Here is a 17,455-nt window from a genome sequence, read left to right as displayed (position 1 = left end):
CGACATGGAGGACAACCTGATCGCGCTCGAGGCCGTCCTGGGGTCCCTCAACGAGCCGCTCGTACGTGCGCGTTCAGGCGAGGAGGGGCGCGGCATCGCGGCCGCCGCCCGCGGCATCGGCCGCGCGGGGCGCTGGGCTGCCGGCCCGGCTCGCGCCATGTGGCGCAGGACCGAGACCGCGCGACGAGCTGCTGCTCGCCGAGTCGCTCGCGCCGCGGGCGCGGTGTGGGACGGCGCCCTTGCCGGGATCGGCGGGCTCGTCGGTGCAGTGTGGCAGCGCAGTTTGCGAGGCGGACTCGCCACGCTGCGCGCCATATGGCAGCGCCGCCGCCGTAACCGTGCCGCGCGTCAAGCGACCAACGGGCCCACCATGACCGGCCCGACGGTCGCCTCGGCGCCTGCGCCGGTCGCCGACTACGTACGCCGCCCGACAACCGTCGGCGGATCACCCTCGAATGCTGGAGGACACATGAACGGCGGGGGACACCACTTCCTTGCACCTGCAATGGAGTTGGAGCGGATTGCGAGCACGTACACGCCCGACGGGATGATGCAGGTCGGCCGCGACTTTGCGGCGCTGCCCGAGGCGCTCGAACACATCGCCAACGCGATCAAGATCAGCACGGCGCGCGCCGACGCCGAGCAGCCGCTCGACCCGCGGATCGTCCAAATCATGCAGGAGCTGTACGGGCTGCAGATAAAGGCGGCCGAACTGTCGCGCGCCCTCGGCCCCGCGTTTCGCAAGCTGCACGACGTCGACATCGAGCGCCTGCAGAACCCGCGCAAGGGTCGTCACGCCGAGTCGCAGTGGGACGTGCGCGCGAACGCCGACACGAGTCTCTGAAAGGGCAGACAGTGCAGATCGATTGGGAGTCGGGGCACGGTCCGTTCACTGCCCCGCTCAGCGCCGCCGGGTCCGCGCTCGCCGCCGCATACGCGGCGAACGCGGCCGGCGCCGCCCCCTGGTGGGGTGCCGCCGTCGCGGGCGCCGGACTGGCCGGGTCGCACATCGCGGGCCGGCTCGACGGTGCGAGCCGAGGCAGTCTCGTACTCCGGGCGGCCGCATGGGTCGGCGCGGGCGCGTGGTGCTCATGGGCGCTCGTCGACGGTCCGTGGACCATGCAATGCATTGGCGCCCTCGTCTCGGGCGGGGTCGCGCTCGGCGCCGCCATGACCGGCGAGCGATCCGCACGTAAGCGCGCGGCCGAGCGTCTCGCCGCCGAGGCGGCCGCCGAAGAGCGCTCGCTCGTCGCCGGGCGGCACCGCGCGCTCGCCGCCGAGTGGTCGGCCCGGTTCTCGCGCGTCGCGGGCATCGACGGCGTGCAGGTCGTCGGCGTCGAAATGTGGGCGCGCGGCGGCGGGTTCACCCTCGAAGGCAGGTTCCCCGAGGGCGGGTATACGTGGCGCGACATGCAGCGCTGCGCCGACGGGCTCGCCGGCGACGCGCGGCTGCCGAACGGCTGCACGGTCGAGATCACCGAGGGCGTCGACCGCGGGTCGTTCCTGGCGAACGTCGAGATCGTGAATCAGGTCGCGGGCGAGCCGCGCATGTACCCCGACGACTACTCGCCCCGCTCGTACAACGACGGTCTGCAGATGGGTGTGCACCGCGACGGCAGCGAGGTCGCGCCCGAGTGCCGCGAGCTGTGCGCGATCGTCTCGGCGCGTCGAGGCTCCGGCAAAACGAACCTGATGAACGTGTGGATCGCCGGACAGCAGCGCATGATCGACGTGCTCGTGTGGGTGATCGACCTCAACGGCGGCGGGATCGCACTGCCGTGGCTGCGCGCATGGGCCAAGCTCGGCCGGCCCGGACAACCGCCGATCGACTACGTCGCCGACACCCCCGACAAGGTGCTCGCCATGGCCTCGGCGCTGCTGCGCATCGCGAAGGCGAGGAAACCGGGATACGCCGACCTGCAGATCGCAGCGGACGACGACAAGATCCCCGTATCGCCCGAGGTGCCCGCGATCGTCGTCGACGGCGACGAGATCGCCGAGCTGTACAGCAGCAAGGCGCGACGCAACCCGACGCTGCGTAAGGCGGGCGATCTGCTGCTGCAGGTCGTCGAGCTCGCCCGCGCCGTCGCGTGCAACGTCATGATGACCGCGCTCCGGGCAACGCAGGATGTGCTCGAAGAACCTCAACTCGTCGCGCAGTCCGGTCTCAAGATCGCCATGCAGGGCGACGAGCGAGAGATCAACTATCTGATGGGGTGGGGCGACAAGATCGCACCCGAGGACATGCCCGAGCCCGGCACGGGTGCGATCAAGGAACTCGCGAAACCGGCCCGCATCTTTCAGGCGTACAGGATGACCCCGAGCCGGATCGAGCAGATCGTCGCCGCGACATGCAAGTACCGACCGGTCCTCGATGAACTGTCGCGCCGTGCCGCAGGCGAGGCGTACGAGCGTAGGTGGGACGACACGGCCCATCTGTTCGACGGCAGCGTGCAGGCCACAGCGACCGCCGTCGCCGAGCCCGCGACCGAGCCCGTGCAACAGGTGCGCGAGGGATGGACCGACCCAACCGCCGATTGGGGCAAGCCTGCGGCCGCCCCGACAGGCGGAGACGGAGACGCCGCGATCGCCAACGCCGACGCCGCGATGCGCCGCATTCACGAGCAGATCGACGAGGCGGCCGGCGAGCGCGACCCCGACCTCGAAGCGCAGGCACGGGCGATCTTCGAGGCGGGCGGGCTCGCCTACACACCGCCCGCCGCCCTCGACGAGGCGCAGCAGACCGGCGGCGACCCGCGCAAGGCGATCGTGTTCGAGACCGTTCTCAAGGCCGGCCCGAACGGCATCGGGCCCGAGGCGATCCGCGACGTGTTCGCCCGCCTGCACCCCGACCTCGAAGTGCCGCACGCCGCCACGATCGGCCGATGGCTCGGAGCCGACTCGCGCGTGCACCAACCCAAGTACGGCCGTTACGCCGTGCGCCCCTCGAACGGAGAGAACCCGTCATGAACCGACGCACTGCCCGCCGCATCGCTGCCGCCGTGATTCACATCCTCGGCGACGTGATCGCGTGTGCGCACTGATCGCGATCCCCGTCGTCATCGCGGCGTACATCGACCCTGTCAGCGCATGGCAGATCGACGCCCCCGTCTCGGCGATCGCCGTGATCGCGCTCGCGCTGCTCGGCGTCGAGCGCATCGGGCTCGCCCTGTACGTCCTCGGCGACCGCATCGCACCCGACCGCCTGCAGCAGCCTGCGCACTGACCACGAGCAAGGAAGCACGCCATGCAGCCCGAGCCGTACACACGCCCCGCCGACCCGCCCGCCCGCATCGCCCACGTGACCGAGGTCGTTCCCGCGGCCGAGCAGCAGCTCGCGCCCGCCCCGCCGCCCGGCATGCGGGTGATCGGATACGTCCGCATCGAGGGCATGCTGCACCCGCAGTACGGGCCCGAGTACGTGCCCGCCGTGCCCATGGCGCCGGCCGCGCCGTCCGGGCTCGACCCGCAGGCACAACGCACAGCCGCGAAGGGCGTGTTCGCGGCCGGGGCGGGCGTCGGCGCCTACTTCGGCATGCAGGCGCTGCAGATCCTCGTCGACAGCCTCGTGCAGTTCCTCGCCGCCGCCGCGGTGTGCGGGCTCGTGTGGGCGCTGCCGACCGGCCGCCGTGGTGCACGCGGCGGAACGACGTACGTCACGAACAACCGCGGGTTCCTGGCTGGTTGGAAGTCGCAGAACGGCCCGCGCAAGTAGCTGCCTTACCCCGTGGCGCCCCGCACCGCATTCCTCGCGGCACGGGGCGCTTTGTCGTTCACTGCTGCGCGGACTGCTCAGGCAGCTCCGAAGCCACCCCGCGAGGCGGCACCCCGATCTCGGGCATCTCGGCCCCCGACAGTTTCATGACCAGACCCGCTTGCAGGCGGGTCCTCACCTCGGGATCCGTCACCTCCGCGAGCAACGCGATCGCTTGATCGCCGGATCGCTCGATACGCATGTCCGTACGCAGAGACTCGGTCTGACTGGCCATGTGCTGCAGAGCGATATCCGCCCGACGGTGTACCAGCTGCCCGACGATGGTCGAAACGACGCCTGCGGAACTGGCCACGATCGAGGCGAACATATCCCCGGTGGTCTCCGCCCGCCAGATCGCCAGAACGACGCCGAAAAGGATCACGAACACGCCAATGGCGGAGATCACTTGACTGGCGTAGAAGCTGCGGCGGGCCTGGGTGAGGCCGTACGAGTAATACTCGATCAGCACACTCGCGAACTGATCGTCTCGCGCTCGCGCATCCGCGTGCGCCTGAGTGCCTTTGTCGTCCGCCTCGCCGTTCTCACGGTCAACTATGTTGACCTTCCCATTCTCAAGGTCGCCCCACGTGAGGCCGCCGTTAGGCCCCGAGCCAACCAGACGTTGCGCTGTCTCGCGCTGTTCGCGCTCGAAACCCCGCCTGGAAGCCCACATTCCGACGCCACCCGAGACCATCGCCCCAACGGCGCCGACGACGGACGCCGTGACGGCCGCCACGTCAGCTTGCATTCGTAGCCCCCACCCCTGAGCGGCTCACCACATCGAGACCGCGAGCGATTGTACGCAGAATCGACAGCGATCCGACGACGAATCGAAAGCGAATCGTTCGCGATCCGTTTGCATACCTGCAGGTAACGTAGTTCTGTCCCTAGGGGACTCCCGAGGGACTCGCGCGCGCGCGTTCCCCTCCCCTCCCATATATGGGGGGGTGGCAGTAGAGAGATCCACTACCGGTAGTAGGCGCCGCGCGTACGAGCCCGCTCTCTCTCAAATCGCCGCCGCGACTTGACTCTCGACGATCACGTGTCGCATTCTTGGCCGCAAGTCCGCCATGCCCGGACACACAGACATCCGACGCCCCGCCCACTGCGGGGCGTTCGTCATTCCCACCAAGAGCCGGCCGACGCACCCCACCGTCGACCGGCACGGCGCCGCCTCAACTCCCCCCGAGGCGGCGCCGCCCATACACCGCGCAGTGCAGGCACACACACGAGACAAGTGCGGGTTGCTGGCTGCGCCCCCTGCACTGCGCGGTCATGACACGGCACCATGGGACCCTCACCCGGAACCGGCACGAGGGAGCGCACCCCATGTTCGGCAAGAAGACCGACGAGGAAAAGGCAGCCGCAAAGCGCCTCGCACGCATACGCGTTGCAGCCGCAGCAACCGGCGTTACCGTCATCGGCGGCAAGTTCCATCAGGCCGGGCAGGAGTCGATTCCCGTCGAGGGATCGCGGGTGACGATCGAGCTCGGCGAGACCGCCCGGAAGCGGATCACCGCGACACGGGTCGCGCTGACAGGGATCTTCGCGCTGTGGCTGAAGAAGGACGAGACGAAGCTGTACATCACTGTCGAGCACCCCGACGGCGTGATCCTCTATCCGGTGCCCGCCCGGAAGGAAGACAAGGCGCGCGTGTTCGCGACCCTCGTCAACGGCGAGGCAACCGGGGTCACCGACTAGGCGCCCCTCGACCCACACCCCCGACGGGAGGACACCGCATCATGCGCGTACGCCTGTCGGACGGAACACACGAGGTCGAGATCAAAGCCAAGGGGTACAGCCGACGCCGCCTCGACGACGCCGAGGCGGCAGCGCTGCGCATGCTCGATGCACTGCGCGACCCTCAACCTGCGCAGCCCGGAACGACGTTCGGGTTCGTGCCCGACGTCGTGCTCGACAGCAGCACCGAGCGGGCCGAGCCGTATGACGACGGACGCGACGAGGACGACGAGGGCGACGAGCAGTGAGCGGCGGTTGGGCAGGCAGCAACCGACGGCACGAGCTGCCTGCCGACTGGTACACCGTGCTCCGACCGGCCGTGCTGCAGCGCGACGAGTACCGGTGTCGCAACCGCACCGACGGGCGCGTGTGCGGACGCCCGGCGAATCAGGTCGACCACATAGGCGACAAGCACGATCACCGGATCGAAATGCTGCAGGCACTGTGCGCCGACTGCCACGCGGCAAAGAGCAGCAGACAAGGCAACGACGCACGGTGGGCGGTACGCAGGACACGCCCCAAGGAACGACATCCCGGTCTGATCTGACGACGCCGCCCCCCCTGGGGGGTGACTCCCCTCCCCGCCCCGTTTGGGGCTCGGGAGGTGCTGTGGCTGTCGGTCTGTACGGGTCTGGGGAAAACGGCCACGCTGCGGGGCGTGGGCGGCGCGCAGGGCGGCGCGCAGGTAGGCGGCCGGCTGATTTGATGGCGTGCGGAATGGGCGCCGCAGATCGCGTCTCAGTCGGCCGCCTTATACGTCACGAACTAGATACACGCAGGTCAGACGGCATATTGCCGTTACACGAGCGGGTATCATAGGGGCATGAACACCCGACGCTGCGAGCACTGCGACGCACACCTCGGCGCCCGGCACGCGCATAACGCCCGGTACTGCTCGGGCCGCTGCCGCACCGCAGCGTGCAGGGCGCGCAAGACGATCCCGGCCGAGCTCACGAGCCGGCCGCGATGGATCCGGCGCACCTCGCGGAAGGTGCCGGTCACTGTCGGCGGCGCGACGGCGAGCAGCACGGACCCGTCGACCTGGTCGACGTACCGCGGCGCCGTTCGCTCGACGACGGGCGCCGGGCTCGGGTTCGTCCTCGACGGCGACGGCGTCGTCTGCCTCGACCTCGATCACTGCCTCGTCGACGGCGAGGTGCTGCCGTGGGCGCAGGGCGTGCTCGACGCCGCGGCCGGGTGCTGGGTCGAGGTGTCCGCGGGCGGCGACGGGCTGCACGTGTGGGGGTGCGGCCGGCTGCCGGGCGGCACGGGGCGCCGGCTGCAGCTCGGCGACGGCACGGTCGAGGTGTACGGCGACGGCCGGTACATCGCGGTCACCGGGGTCACGTTCGGCGGCACGCCGCAGCGCCTCGGCGACCTGCAGTACGTCATCGACTCTCTTCTTCAAGGACGTGCAGGTTCTCGGCCGATACGTAGATCTCTCTGATTCGCGCGGCGACTTCGGCCTGTGCAGTGTGGATTTGAGCAATCGCGCCGGGCAACTGTGTCTCAGTTGCGTCGGGCCCGTCGTCGGCGAGATTGTCTGCGAGGTACTCGTATCGTCCGTAGGCGTTGCTCACCTGGCGGCGCAGGCGATCGGGTATCACAAGCCCGGTGAGCCGGTTGATCTTTTCCAGATGCTGGTTAGCGGTGCGCTCCAACTCGGTAGCTGAGGCTTCCAGTTCTTCGCGCCGCTGTCGGACCCGTTCGTTGACACGACTGTCAGGAGTGTCGACCATCCGGTGCCACCTACACCATTGGAGAAGGCAGGGTTCCGCGACGAGCAGCAGCTCAGTCAGCTCTGCGTGCAGATCTTGCAGGTGCGCGAGTTCGAAGGCTTCCCGCCGCTCCGCGTGCAACCGCTGCCGTTCTGCCTCCCGCGCTGCTCGCTCGCGCCGCGCTTGGGACGCGTTATTGATCAGCACGCCTCCGAACACAACGCCCTGCCCAAGCAGGAATGACCCGACTGTCCAAAGCGCCGCCGCCCCCGGTAGTTCCACGGGGGCACCGTACCTACCGCACTCGACACATGCGCACGGATTGGAGGTAGAACCATGGCGGGAACGGGCAGGCGCCGGCGGCCGCGGCGTAACAAGGATGGATCATCACCGAGGCGCTGCGGCTTGCAGCGCGTGATCGATGCGTTGACAGCGCTCGACGCTGCGTAGCAGGATCCGCACGCCTTATGCATCGCAGTGATGCACTGGAGGCGGGGGGGTCATAGGGATGAAGCGACTTGTCGCAGCGGTAGCTACCGCCGTCGCGGTGCTGGCCACGCTCACGGGATGCGGCGGCACCGACAACACCGAGTCGGTCAAACCGATCACGCACGAGATCGACAGCCTGCGTACTGAGATCAAGATGGAGTCCAAGGCTGTCGCCGCGCACGATCCGGATGCAAAGGACCACATCGAAAGCGTCAAGGACACGGCCGCGTACGTGACTCCCAAGCTGGCCGATCTCGCAAAAGACGCTCCCGCGGATACCCGCGACTTCGCGAACGCGGCGCATGCGTGGGCCGAGGCGGTTCTGACGTCCCGAACGGCCATTCTCGAACAGGCCGATGCGGACACGAGCACCGTGGCTCTGGCCAACGTCGGTTTGGCAGCTCGCACCCTCGACCAGGACGCAAAGCACCTCGGCGTCAAGGGCTGGGAAAACGTCCACGATCTCTAGGCTCAGCGCTCCCGACACGGGTGCGCTGCAGCGCGCACCCGACACGGGAGGTACAGCCCATGGCAGGCAACGGCCCGCCCCCGAAGGCACGCAAGGTGCGGCGCAACTCGGATCCGGTCGCACAGACCGTACTCAGGTGGGAGCGTGCCGAGGCGCCCGAGCTGCCCGACTTCCGGATCGAGCGCGACGAGCAGCTCGTCGAGTTCGTGTGGCCCGAGCGCACCCGCGAGTGGTGGCAGATGTGGATCGACTCGCCGCAGGCCGAGCACTTCGGGTCGTCCGACTGGCAGTACCTGCTCGACACCGCCCTGATTCACGCCCGGCTGTGGCGCGGCGATCTGTCGGCGGCCGGCGAACTGCGGCTGCGCGTCGCAGCGTTCGGCGCTACGCCCGCGGACCGGGCGCGGCTGCGCATGGTGTTCGCCGAGGCGGACGGCGCCGACGGCGGCAGCGGCCGCTCGGGCGGGCCGTCCGCTCGTGAGCGGTACGGGCAGCTTCGGATGATGCCCGGCGGGAAGTCCGGCCAGGGCGGCAGCAAGGGCGCGTAGCACGGGGGTTCGTCATGCCTTGGCGGGGTCCTGAGTACGAGGGCGAGCGCCCAACCCTGGGTTGGTACGTCCTCGACTGGATGATGCAGAACCTCGCGCAGCCCGGCCGCGACGACGGCGAGCCGTTCGTACCGACGCAGGAGCAAGCCGAGTTCTTGTGCGGGTTCTACGAGCTGCACCCCGTGACCGGCAAGCGGGTCATTCACCGCGCGCTGCTGTCGCGACCGCGAGGGTGGGGCAAGAGCCCGTTTGTCGGGGCGATCGCGCTCGCCGAGGCGTGCGCCGACGTCGTCGCCGATGGGTGGGACGCGAACGGCGAGCCGGTCGGCCGGCCGTGGCATTCGGTGCGTACGCCGCTCGTGCGTATCGCCGCGGTCACCGAGCAGCAGACCGACAACACGTGGATCCCGTTGCTCGAAATGGCGCGGGGCGGGTCGGTCGCCGCCGACTACGGGCTCGAAGTGCTCGACACCGTGATCTATCTGCCGCGCGGCGAGATCAGTCCGATCACGTCGTCGGCGACCTCGGTCAAGGGTGACCCGGCGTGCTTTGCGTCGCTCGACCAGACCGAGGAATGGAAGGAGTCGAACGGCGGCGTACGGCTCGCGAAGACCATGCGGTTCAACGCGACCAAGATCGGCGGCTCGATCATCGAGACGCCGAACGCGTTCACGCCCGGCGAGGGATCCGTCGCCGAGAACTCGGCGGCCGACTATCAGGCGATCATCGACGGCCGGTCGCGGGCGCGGGGAATCCTCGTCGACCACCGTGAGGCGCCGCCCGAGACCGACATGACCGACGAGCAGTCGCTCGTCGCCGGGCTGCGGCTCGCGTACGGCGACAGCAGCGATCACCCCGACGGGTGCGTGCTGCACGACCCGCCGTGCGAGCCGGGTTGGTCGCCGATCGAGCGGATCACGTCGGATTTCTGGGACACCTCGAACGACCCGCAGGATCTTCGAGCCGACTTCCTGAATCAGATCACGCACGCGTCGGATGCGTGGCTGACCGAGCCCGAGGTGCGGGCGTCGTCCGACCTCGGCAAGGTGCTGCAGCCCGGCGACCGCATCGTGCTCGGGTTCGACGGCAGCCGGAAGCGCAACCGGATGATGACGGACGCGACCGCACTGATCGGGTGCCGGCTGTCCGACGGTCACCTCTTCGAGCTCGGCGTGTGGGAACAGCCGCTCGGTAAGGCCGGCGAGGGCTGGCAGGTGCCGGTCGTCGAGGTGCTCGCCGCGGTACACGAGGCGTTCGAGACATACGACGTGATCGGCATGTACGCCGACCCCGCCAAATGGGAATCGCACGTAGCGGATTGGGAAGCGGCGTACGGGCCGCGCCTGCAGGTGCAGGCGACCCGGAACCATCCCGTCGAATGGTGGATGACCGGCGGTCGGTCGACGCTGATCGTCCGGGCGCTGGAGAAGTTCCACACCGCGTTGACCGAGGGCGAGTTGACGCACGACGGCTCGTCGGCGCTCGTGCGGCATCTGTGCAACGCCCGCCGCCGTACGTCGCGTTCGGGCCTGCAGATCGCTAAAGCGCACCCCGACAGCCCAAAGAAGATCGACGCTGCGGTCGCCGCCGTGCTCGCGTGGCAGTGCCGCCTCGACGCGATCGCGAAGGGCGTCGGCGCAGAGCCCGAGGAAATGTTCGGCGGCACGTTCTGACAGAGAGGGGGCGACCGTGCTCGACGAGACACCGGATCTCGACAACCCCGATTACATGCTGCTGCGCCTCGGGCGCCGGCTGCGTAAGCGGGCGGGTGTACTCGAAGGCTGGTGGATGTACTACCGCGGCCGGCCGCCACTCCCCGAGCTGCCGAAGAATGCCGAGGCAGCGTTCATCGACTTCCAGCGCAAGGCGCGCACGAATTTCTGCGGTCTGATCGCCAACGCCACAGTTCACCGGCTGCTCGCGCTCGGCGTGACCGGCCCGGACGGCGCACCGGACGACCGGGCGTCGCGCTGGTGGCAGGCGAACCGGCTCGACTCACGGCAGAAACTCGTATGGCGCTGCGGCATGGCGCAGTCGGTCGGGTACATGCTCGTCGGCCCGCACCCGACCCGTACCGAGGACAACGGGCGCCCGTCGCCCCTGATCACCCCGGAGCATCCGAGCGAGTGCGTCGTCGAGTACGACCCCGAGACCGGCGAGCCGTACGTCGGATTGAAGGCGTACGCGAACGACGTCGACGGCTACGGGTACGCGCGCATCCTGTACGACGACCGCTCGTTTCCGTACCGCACCGTCGAGCGCTGCGGCAGCCGGCTGCCGTGGGGGCCCGACTCATGGGTGTACGTCGGCGAGGGCGACAACGGCGAGCCGCACGACCTCGGCGGGCTGCCGCTCGTCGAGTTCGCCCGTATGCCCGACCTCGGCGAGGACCCCGAGCCCGAGTTCGCGAGCGTCATGGACACGCAAGATCGCGTGAACATGGGCGTGTTGAACCGCATGGCTGCCTCGCGCTACTCCGGGTTCCGGCAGAAGTGGGTCAAGGGGCACCGGTTCGCGAAGCGCAAGGATCCCTCGACCGGGCTCACCGTCGTCGAGCAGCCGTTCACGCCCGGACCCAATACGGTGTGGGTGTCCGAGGGCGAGAACGCGCAGTTCGGGCAGCTCGACGCGACCGACCTGTCAGGGTTCCTGAAAGAGCACGAGTCCGACGTGCGCGACATGCTGATCTTGTCGCAGACACCCGCGTACTACTACGCGAGCGACCTGATCAACATCAGCGCCGACACGGTGTCCGCGCTCGACCTCATGCACGTCGCGAAGTGCCGCGAGCACATCGCCGCGTTCGGCGAGGGGCTCGAAGACGTGATGACACTCGCCGCGGCGCAGGCGGGCGTGCCCGAGGACTACACCGAGGCAACGGTGCGTTGGGCGAACCCGCAGTACCTGTCTCCCGCGGTACAGGCGGACGCCGCGACCAAGCTGAAGAGCATCGGGTACCCGCTCGACGTCATCGCCGAGGACCTCGGCGAGACGCCGCAGCGCGTACGCCGGATCACGGCGGGCGCCGCCTCGGCTGCACTGCTCGCCGCCTCGCTACTGCCGGCGAACCCGGCACCGACCGCGGGCAACGTCGATGCGGGGGCGACCGGTGAGTGAGGCGCTGCAGGCGGCGCTCACCGACCGGTACGACGCCCTGTCGACGTCACTGCGGTCGCGGGTGATTCAGTTCGTCCTCGCCGCGTTCGACAGCCTCGGCGGGCACCGCGACGCTGACGCCGCGGCGTTCGTCGAGCAAGTGCTGCCGACCGTGCTCGCCGTGCAGGCGCAGATGGGGCAGATCACCGACGCGTATCTGTCCGCGACGATCGCCGACATGCTCGGCACCGCGGCGGCGCCGGCGGGCGTACAGCTCCCCGAGGCGCTGCGCGGCGTCGACCCCGCCGAGGTCTACACGCGCCCGTTCGTGAGCACGTGGACGGCGCTCAGCAAGGGCAAGGCGTACGCGCAGGCGGTCGCCGAGGGGCGTACGCGGCTGCTCAGCATCACCGAGACCGACCTGCAGCTCGCCCGCACGCACGCCGCGCAGCAGTCCATGCAGCGGGGCGGCGCAAAGTTCTTCCGCCGCCGGCTCACCGGTACGAAGAACTGCGCGCTGTGCACGCTCGCCTCGACGCAGCGGTACCGGGTCGAAAAGCTCATGCCGATACATCCGGGCTGCGACTGCAAGGTCGAGCCGCTCGTCGGCAACCGCGACCCCGGTCACGTCATCGACGAGGCGCTGCTGCGCGCGGCGCACGACGCCGTAGCGAAGGGCGTCGGGCAGTCCGACGCCGGCGGCCGCGCCCCCGACTATCGAGACGTGATCATCACTCGCCAACACGGCGAGTACGGGCCGCTGCTCGCGGTTCGTCGTCACGAGTTCACGGGCCCGGACGACGTTCCGAGCCCGTGATTCCCGCGCCGCCACGGCGCAGCAGTACGGCTCACCTCAACCCGACACGGGAGACATCACCATGCACGCGCGCACTCTGCCTCGTCACGCTCGTACCGGGCTGCTCGCCCTCGGGTGGCGCAAGGCTCGCCCCCATCAGGGCGAGGACCCTGACGGGCTGTACCCGGTATGGCCGATCCTCGGCGGCGCCCCGGACGGCGACGGCGACGGCGACGGCGGCGGCGACCAGGGCGACGACGGCGACGGGTCCGACACGGACGACGACGGCGACGGCGACCAGGGCGACGACGGCGGCGACTGGTCGGCAGTCGTCAAGCAGTGGAAGGCCGAGGGGCTCAAGCCTGCGCAGATCGCCGAGCGACTCAAGGCGTCGCGCAAGTGGGAGCAGCGCGCGAAGAAGAACAGTGACGCCGCCGACGAGCTCGCCCGCCTCAGGCGCGAGGGCATGAGCGAGCAAGAGGCGGCGGTCGCAGCGGCGCGCGCCGAGGAACGCGTCAAGGGCGGCGAGCGCATCGCCCGCTCGGCGTTCCTCGCGGCCGCGAAGGGGCGCATCCCCGACCCGACTGCAGTCGTCGAAGAGATCAACTTGAAAAAGTACGTCGACGACGACGGCGAGGTCGACGACGACGCGATCGCCGCGCTTGTCGACAAGCTCGCCCCGAAGAAGTCCGGCAAGGACGAGAACGACGAGGACGACGACCGCGAGGACGAGCGCGACAAGCGCCGCCGCCGCGGCCGCGGATTCGACCAGGGCACCCGCCGAGGCGGCAAGGGCGGTAAGGGCGGCGTCTCAGCCGGCGCCGATCTGTACCGCGAGCTGCTCGGCAAGGGCGCCGACAAGAGCTGAACACACGAAGGAAAAAGTCATGATCCTCGCTCAGACCGTTGAGCAGTTCGGGAGTGACGATCAGTCGTGGCTCGGGTCCGCGCACGGCACGGACGCGACCGAGACGATCTCGCTCGACACCTCGACATTCACCCCGGCGACCCACTACCCCGACGGGTATTTCAAGTCGGGCATCCCGCTCGGCGCGATCACGGCGACGCCGGGCAAGTACGGGCCGTACGACAACGCCGCAGCGGACGGCCGACAGACCCTCGTCGGGTTCCTGTACGCCGCGGTCAAGTCGCCCACCGTCAACACGATCGACCCGTCGGCCGCGATGCTCACGCACGGCAAGGTGCGCGAGTCGCGCCTGCCGCTCGGTGCCGTCGACGCCGCCGGGCACACCGACGTCGCCGGCTCGATCCGGTTCGTCTGAGAGGGGATGATCTGAGATGAGCTGGACTCTCGACACCGAGTTCATTGAGCCGACCGAGCTCACCGGACTGATCCGGGCGGCGCTCGCCGACCTGCAGGTCAACCGGTTCACGCTGTCGCGGTGGCTGCCGAACGTGTCCGTCGACGACATCGCGTACGAGTTCACGAAGGGCGGCGGCGGGCTCGCCGAGACCGCGTCGTACCGCTCGTGGGACGCCGAATCGAAGATCGGCCGCCGCGAGGGGATCGGCAAGGTCATGGGCGAGCTGCCCCCGATCTCCGAAAAGCTGCCGCTGAACGAGTACGACCGGCTGCGGCTGCGGAAGCTGGCCACGAACGACGATCGCGTGCTCGCGCTGATCGCGCGTGACGCGCAGCGGATCGCCCGGAACATCGGCGCGCGGTTCGAGGTCGTGCGCGGGCAGGCGCTCGTCAACGCGCAGGCCCCCGTCACCGAGCTGCAGCAGACCGTCGACTTCGGCCGGACGGCCGCGCACAGCGTCGTCGCCGCCACCCTGTGGAGCGACCACACGAACGCGACGCCGCTCACCGACATGCGGTCGTGGGTCAACACCTACGAGGACACGAACGGCGACACGCCGGCCGTCGCCCTCGCGCCTGTCGGGGTGGTGACGCACTTCGGCATGTGTCAGCAGGTGATCAGGCAGGTGTACCCGCTCGCCCCTGCGGGCACGGCGCCGATGCTCAACACGGACCAGGTGAACTCTGTTCTGCGGGCGCTCAACCTGCCGCCGTTCGAGGTGTACGACGCCCGCGTCAAGGTCGACGGCGTCTCGACCCGCATCACCCCGTCGGACTCGATCGCGCTGCTGCCCCAGCCTGGCGCAACGACCGCGGCGCAGCCGACCGAACTCGGGGCGACGCTGCTCGGTACGACCGCCGAGGCGCTCGAATCCGAGTACAGCCTCGTCGCGAGCGAGCAGCCCGGCATCGTGGCGGCGACGTACAAGAGCAAGGATCCGATCCGGCTGTGGACGCACGCCGCGGCGGTCGGGCTGCCGATCCTGCGCGAGCCGAACCTCACCTTTAAGGCCAAGGTGATCTGATGACGCGCCGACTGATCGCGTACGTGCACGTCGACGGCGTCGCGTACGGGCCCGACAGCAAGGTTCCCGCAGCCGTCGCGAAGCAGATCGGCGACCACGCGTGGACGGACGCCGACCAGGACGACGACGGCGGCGAGCAGCAGACCGGCGGCGCGAGCGAGGCGCCGCCCCGCTCGGGTCGCGGCTCGGGTCGCGACGCATGGGTCGCGTTCGCCGAGCAGCACGACCTCGACGTCGGCGAGGACCGGACGCGCGAGCAGATCATCGCCGACCTCGAAGAGCGAGGCGTGATCGAGCGAGAGGAGTAGGGCGGTGGCGGCGTTCGCAACGGTCGAGGATTACGAGGCGCGCGCCGCTGTCACCCTCGCCGAGGGCAGCCCGCGGCGAGCGCAGGTCGAGGCGTACCTCGACGACGCGTCGGCGCTCATGCAGCGGCACATCCCGGCCGGCTACACCCCCGACGAGGGAACGCTGCGGGCGATCGTCGTGTCGGTCGTGCGGCGGGTCATGGCGAACCCCGGCGGGTACCGGCAGCGCACGATCGGGCAGTACTCCGAGTCGCTCGGCGAGGACGGCGGGCTCTACCTCACCGACGACGAAAAGGCGCAACTGCAGCCCGAGGACGCGACCGACCCGGACTCCGACGCCGCGTACTCGGTCGACCTCGTCGACGGCGGGCTGCCGGGTTGGCGCCCCGAGCCGTGCGAGTGGCGGCACCTCGGCTACACGCGAGACCGGCTGTGATCCCCGACGACATGCTGCCGCACCTCGTCGACGTCGAGACGCCCGGCGTGCGCGTCGACCGGTACGACAACAAGGTCGACGACTGGTCGGCGTCGACGCACACCACGGTGCAGGCGCGCATGCAGCAGCAGACGAGCAGCGAGGACAACGACCAGCGGTCGGCGCAGCTCGGCGAGTGGCTGCTCGTGTGCAACCCGGTCGACGTCAACGGCAGCCCGCTCACGATCGACAGCCGCGCACGGATCCATTGGGCGGGCGCCGACTTCGAGGTCGCCGGCCCGACGGCACCCGTGCACGAGCTCGCCGACGTGCACCACTTCGAGATCGCGCTCACGTTCGTAAAGGGGTGACCCATGGCGGGCTCACGGTTCGTACCCAACCGGCAGAACATCGCGACGTTTCTGCGCACCCCGGAAATGCGGGCGCTGATCGAGCGGAAGACTCGGGCCGTCGCCGCCGCGGCCGCCTCGGTCTCCGAGGCCGGCGGGCAGTTCCGGGTCGACGTCGACACGGGCGAGCACCGCGCGCGAGGCGCCGTGATGGGCGACTACTCGACCAACGACCCCGAGGTGTCTCGGCGGGCGCTGCTGCGCGCCCTCGACGCCGCGCGGGCGGTCGAGTGATGGCGGCGCCGGTCGAGTTTCCCGACGGCGTCGACGTCGTACGCCGCTACCTCGCCGAGTCGTTCGCCGCCCGCGGCGACGTGCTCGACGTCGTCACCCGCGTGCCGAACCCGCGCCCCGACCGGTTCATCAGGATCGAACGGGTCGGCGGCAGCCGGATCGACCGCGTCACAGACCGGCCGCGGCTGGACATCCATTGTTGGGCGCTCGACGAGGAGTCGGCGGCCGACCTCGTGAAGGTGGCGCGGGCGCTCGCGTTCGCGATCCCAGGGTGGCGCGGCGCGGTCGCGTACGACGTCGCCGAGGTCGGCGGGCCGAACACCGCGCCCGATCCGGTCTCCGGGCAGGAACGCGCCTCGTTCGCCGTCGAGGTGTCGCTGCGCGGCAAGGCACTCGCCGCCCCCTGATCGCTCACCCGCCCCCAGACATCGCACCCCCGGACCGCTCGGCGGCCGGGGGTTTCCCATGGAGGGACACAGCATGACCACACCCCTTGAGACCGGGCTGCACACCGAGTACATCCGCAAGCAATTGGTGCAGGCCGTGTTCGCCGCCGACTTCGAGACCGCGGCGATCACCGCGCCGTTCAATGCGACGACCGGCGCCCTGTCGACGATTCCCGCCGGTTACGTACCGGTCGGCTACACCACGGACGACGGCGTGACGTTCACGTCTGATCTGTCCATGGCCGATGTGACCTCGTCGCAGTCCGTCGAGCCGACCCGCTCGGACGTCGAATCGGACGTGCTGTCGGCGCAGTTCGCGCCGCAGGAGACGAACGCCGCGACCCTCGCCCTGTACGAGGGGCTGCCGCTGTCCGGCACGGGCGCACTGCCCGCGATCGGCGAGGCGTGGACGTGGGACCGGGCGTCGAGCCCGGTCAACCCGTTCCGTCGGCTGCTGTTCATCGGGCTCGACTTCGCAGACGACGGCGGAGAGATCTACGTCGTGAAGTTCTTCCCGCGTGCTCGGCTCACGTCGAAGGACGACGAGCAGTGGGCGCGCTCGACCGAGACGCAGCACCCGGTCACTTTCAACGCCTACCGCGACTCGGCGCTCAGCACGTCGTGCCGCAACTGGGTCGACGGTCCGGGGTGGCGCTCGCTCGCGCCGGCCGGCGGCTGACACC

22 protein-coding genes and 1 pseudogene are annotated in these 17,455 nt (G+C 69.7%); 21 read left to right on the top strand and 2 right to left on the bottom strand.

Annotation, left to right across the window (positions count from 1 at the left end):
* From ABZ656_RS34010 to ABZ656_RS33995, 4 genes and pseudogenes are all read left to right on the top strand, one after another.
* Window positions 1-85: pseudogene (locus ABZ656_RS34010) on the top strand (response regulator); the annotation flags it as partial.
* A 770-nt stretch (window positions 86-855) separates the two neighbouring features.
* Window positions 856-2,970 (top strand): hypothetical protein, encoded by a 2,115-nt coding sequence (locus ABZ656_RS34005; protein ID WP_360273124.1) that lies wholly within the window; start codon window positions 856-858, stop codon window positions 2,968-2,970.
* Window positions 2,971-3,031: 61 nt separating this feature from the next.
* Window positions 3,032-3,226: a hypothetical protein gene (locus tag ABZ656_RS34000; RefSeq protein ID WP_360273121.1), complete on the top strand. Its 195-nt coding sequence runs from the start codon at window positions 3,032-3,034 to the stop codon at window positions 3,224-3,226.
* Window positions 3,227-3,247: 21 nt separating this feature from the next.
* Entirely contained in the window at window positions 3,248-3,715 is a 468-nt protein-coding gene (locus ABZ656_RS33995; RefSeq protein ID WP_360273118.1) for a hypothetical protein, read from the top strand.
* A gap of 58 nt (window positions 3,716-3,773) precedes the next feature.
* Here the strand turns inward: ABZ656_RS33995 and ABZ656_RS33990 are convergent, their stop codons facing one another.
* Window positions 3,774-4,490, bottom strand: coding sequence for a hypothetical protein (locus tag ABZ656_RS33990; RefSeq protein WP_360273115.1), 717 nt, complete (start codon window positions 4,488-4,490; stop codon window positions 3,774-3,776).
* A gap of 593 nt (window positions 4,491-5,083) precedes the next feature.
* Here ABZ656_RS33990 and ABZ656_RS33985 point away from each other — a divergent pair.
* The 3 genes from ABZ656_RS33985 to ABZ656_RS33975 all read left to right on the top strand — a co-directional run bounded on the left by ABZ656_RS33985 (window position 5,084) and on the right by ABZ656_RS33975 (window position 6,941).
* On the top strand, window positions 5,084-5,455 hold the full coding sequence (locus ABZ656_RS33985) for a hypothetical protein (protein WP_360273112.1): 372 nt from the start codon (window positions 5,084-5,086) through the stop codon (window positions 5,453-5,455).
* A gap of 41 nt (window positions 5,456-5,496) precedes the next feature.
* Entirely contained in the window at window positions 5,497-5,742 is a 246-nt protein-coding gene (locus ABZ656_RS33980; protein WP_360273109.1) for a hypothetical protein, read from the top strand.
* Between the two features lie 575 nt (window positions 5,743-6,317).
* Window positions 6,318-6,941, top strand: coding sequence for a DNA primase (locus tag ABZ656_RS33975; RefSeq protein ID WP_360273106.1), 624 nt, complete (start codon window positions 6,318-6,320; stop codon window positions 6,939-6,941).
* Here the strand turns inward: ABZ656_RS33975 and ABZ656_RS33970 are convergent.
* Complete coding sequence (locus ABZ656_RS33970; RefSeq protein ID WP_360273103.1) at window positions 6,883-7,494, bottom strand: hypothetical protein; 612 nt, start codon at window positions 7,492-7,494, stop codon at window positions 6,883-6,885. The genes ABZ656_RS33975 and ABZ656_RS33970 overlap by 59 nt on opposite strands.
* 226 nt (window positions 7,495-7,720) lie before the next feature.
* Between ABZ656_RS33970 and ABZ656_RS33965 the strand changes: the two genes are divergently transcribed.
* The 14 genes from ABZ656_RS33965 to ABZ656_RS33900 all read left to right on the top strand — a co-directional run bounded on the left by ABZ656_RS33965 (window position 7,721) and on the right by ABZ656_RS33900 (window position 17,451).
* The gene (locus ABZ656_RS33965) at window positions 7,721-8,170 is read left to right on the top strand and encodes a hypothetical protein (protein ID WP_360273100.1); all 450 of its coding nucleotides are present in this window, start codon (window positions 7,721-7,723) and stop codon (window positions 8,168-8,170) included.
* Window positions 8,171-8,229: 59 nt separating this feature from the next.
* Entirely contained in the window at window positions 8,230-8,718 is a 489-nt protein-coding gene (locus tag ABZ656_RS33960) for a hypothetical protein (protein WP_360273097.1), read from the top strand.
* An 80-nt stretch (window positions 8,719-8,798) separates the two neighbouring features.
* On the top strand, window positions 8,799-10,391 hold the full coding sequence (locus tag ABZ656_RS33955; protein WP_360273094.1) for a terminase: 1,593 nt from the start codon (window positions 8,799-8,801) through the stop codon (window positions 10,389-10,391).
* Window positions 10,392-10,407: 16 nt separating this feature from the next.
* Window positions 10,408-11,835 (top strand): phage portal protein, encoded by a 1,428-nt coding sequence (locus tag ABZ656_RS33950; protein ID WP_360273091.1) that lies wholly within the window; start codon window positions 10,408-10,410, stop codon window positions 11,833-11,835.
* Entirely contained in the window at window positions 11,828-12,631 is an 804-nt protein-coding gene (locus tag ABZ656_RS33945; RefSeq protein ID WP_360273089.1) for a hypothetical protein, read from the top strand. Before ABZ656_RS33950 ends, ABZ656_RS33945 begins: the two co-directional genes overlap by 8 nt.
* Window positions 12,632-12,692: 61 nt before the next feature.
* Window positions 12,693-13,478: a hypothetical protein gene (locus ABZ656_RS33940; RefSeq protein WP_360273086.1), complete on the top strand. Its 786-nt coding sequence runs from the start codon at window positions 12,693-12,695 to the stop codon at window positions 13,476-13,478.
* 19 nt (window positions 13,479-13,497) lie between these two features.
* Window positions 13,498-13,893, top strand: a complete 396-nt coding sequence (locus ABZ656_RS33935) for a head decoration protein (RefSeq protein ID WP_360273083.1) — start codon at window positions 13,498-13,500, stop codon at window positions 13,891-13,893.
* 16 nt (window positions 13,894-13,909) lie between these two features.
* A complete protein-coding gene (locus tag ABZ656_RS33930) occupies window positions 13,910-14,959 on the top strand; it encodes a major capsid protein (protein ID WP_360273080.1) in 1,050 nt (349 codons plus the stop codon).
* Window positions 14,959-15,267, top strand: coding sequence for a hypothetical protein (locus ABZ656_RS33925; protein WP_360273077.1), 309 nt, complete (start codon window positions 14,959-14,961; stop codon window positions 15,265-15,267). Before ABZ656_RS33930 ends, ABZ656_RS33925 begins: the two co-directional genes overlap by 1 nt.
* A 4-nt stretch (window positions 15,268-15,271) precedes the next feature.
* Window positions 15,272-15,703, top strand: coding sequence for a hypothetical protein (locus ABZ656_RS33920; protein WP_360273074.1), 432 nt, complete (start codon window positions 15,272-15,274; stop codon window positions 15,701-15,703).
* Window positions 15,700-16,053 carry a hypothetical protein gene (locus tag ABZ656_RS33915; RefSeq protein WP_360273071.1) on the top strand — a complete coding sequence of 118 codons (354 nt, stop codon included), beginning with the start codon at window positions 15,700-15,702 and terminating at the stop codon, window positions 16,051-16,053. Before ABZ656_RS33920 ends, ABZ656_RS33915 begins: the two co-directional genes overlap by 4 nt.
* Before the next feature lie 3 nt (window positions 16,054-16,056).
* Window positions 16,057-16,326, top strand: coding sequence for a hypothetical protein (locus tag ABZ656_RS33910; RefSeq protein ID WP_360273068.1), 270 nt, complete (start codon window positions 16,057-16,059; stop codon window positions 16,324-16,326).
* Window positions 16,326-16,733, top strand: coding sequence for a hypothetical protein (locus ABZ656_RS33905; protein ID WP_360273065.1), 408 nt, complete (start codon window positions 16,326-16,328; stop codon window positions 16,731-16,733). The genes ABZ656_RS33910 and ABZ656_RS33905 overlap by 1 nt, the downstream gene beginning before the upstream one ends.
* Window positions 16,734-16,806: 73 nt before the next feature.
* Window positions 16,807-17,451 carry a phage tail protein gene (locus tag ABZ656_RS33900; protein ID WP_360273062.1) on the top strand — a complete coding sequence of 215 codons (645 nt, stop codon included), beginning with the start codon at window positions 16,807-16,809 and terminating at the stop codon, window positions 17,449-17,451.
* Window positions 17,452-17,455: the final 4 nt, after the last annotated feature.

Source organism: Streptomyces sp. NPDC007095 (assembly GCF_040634475.1).
Lineage (GTDB): Bacteria > Actinomycetota > Actinomycetes > Streptomycetales > Streptomycetaceae > Streptomyces.
Note: the sequence above shows the minus strand (reverse complement) of the source record. Positions and strands in the feature narration are given on the sequence as shown.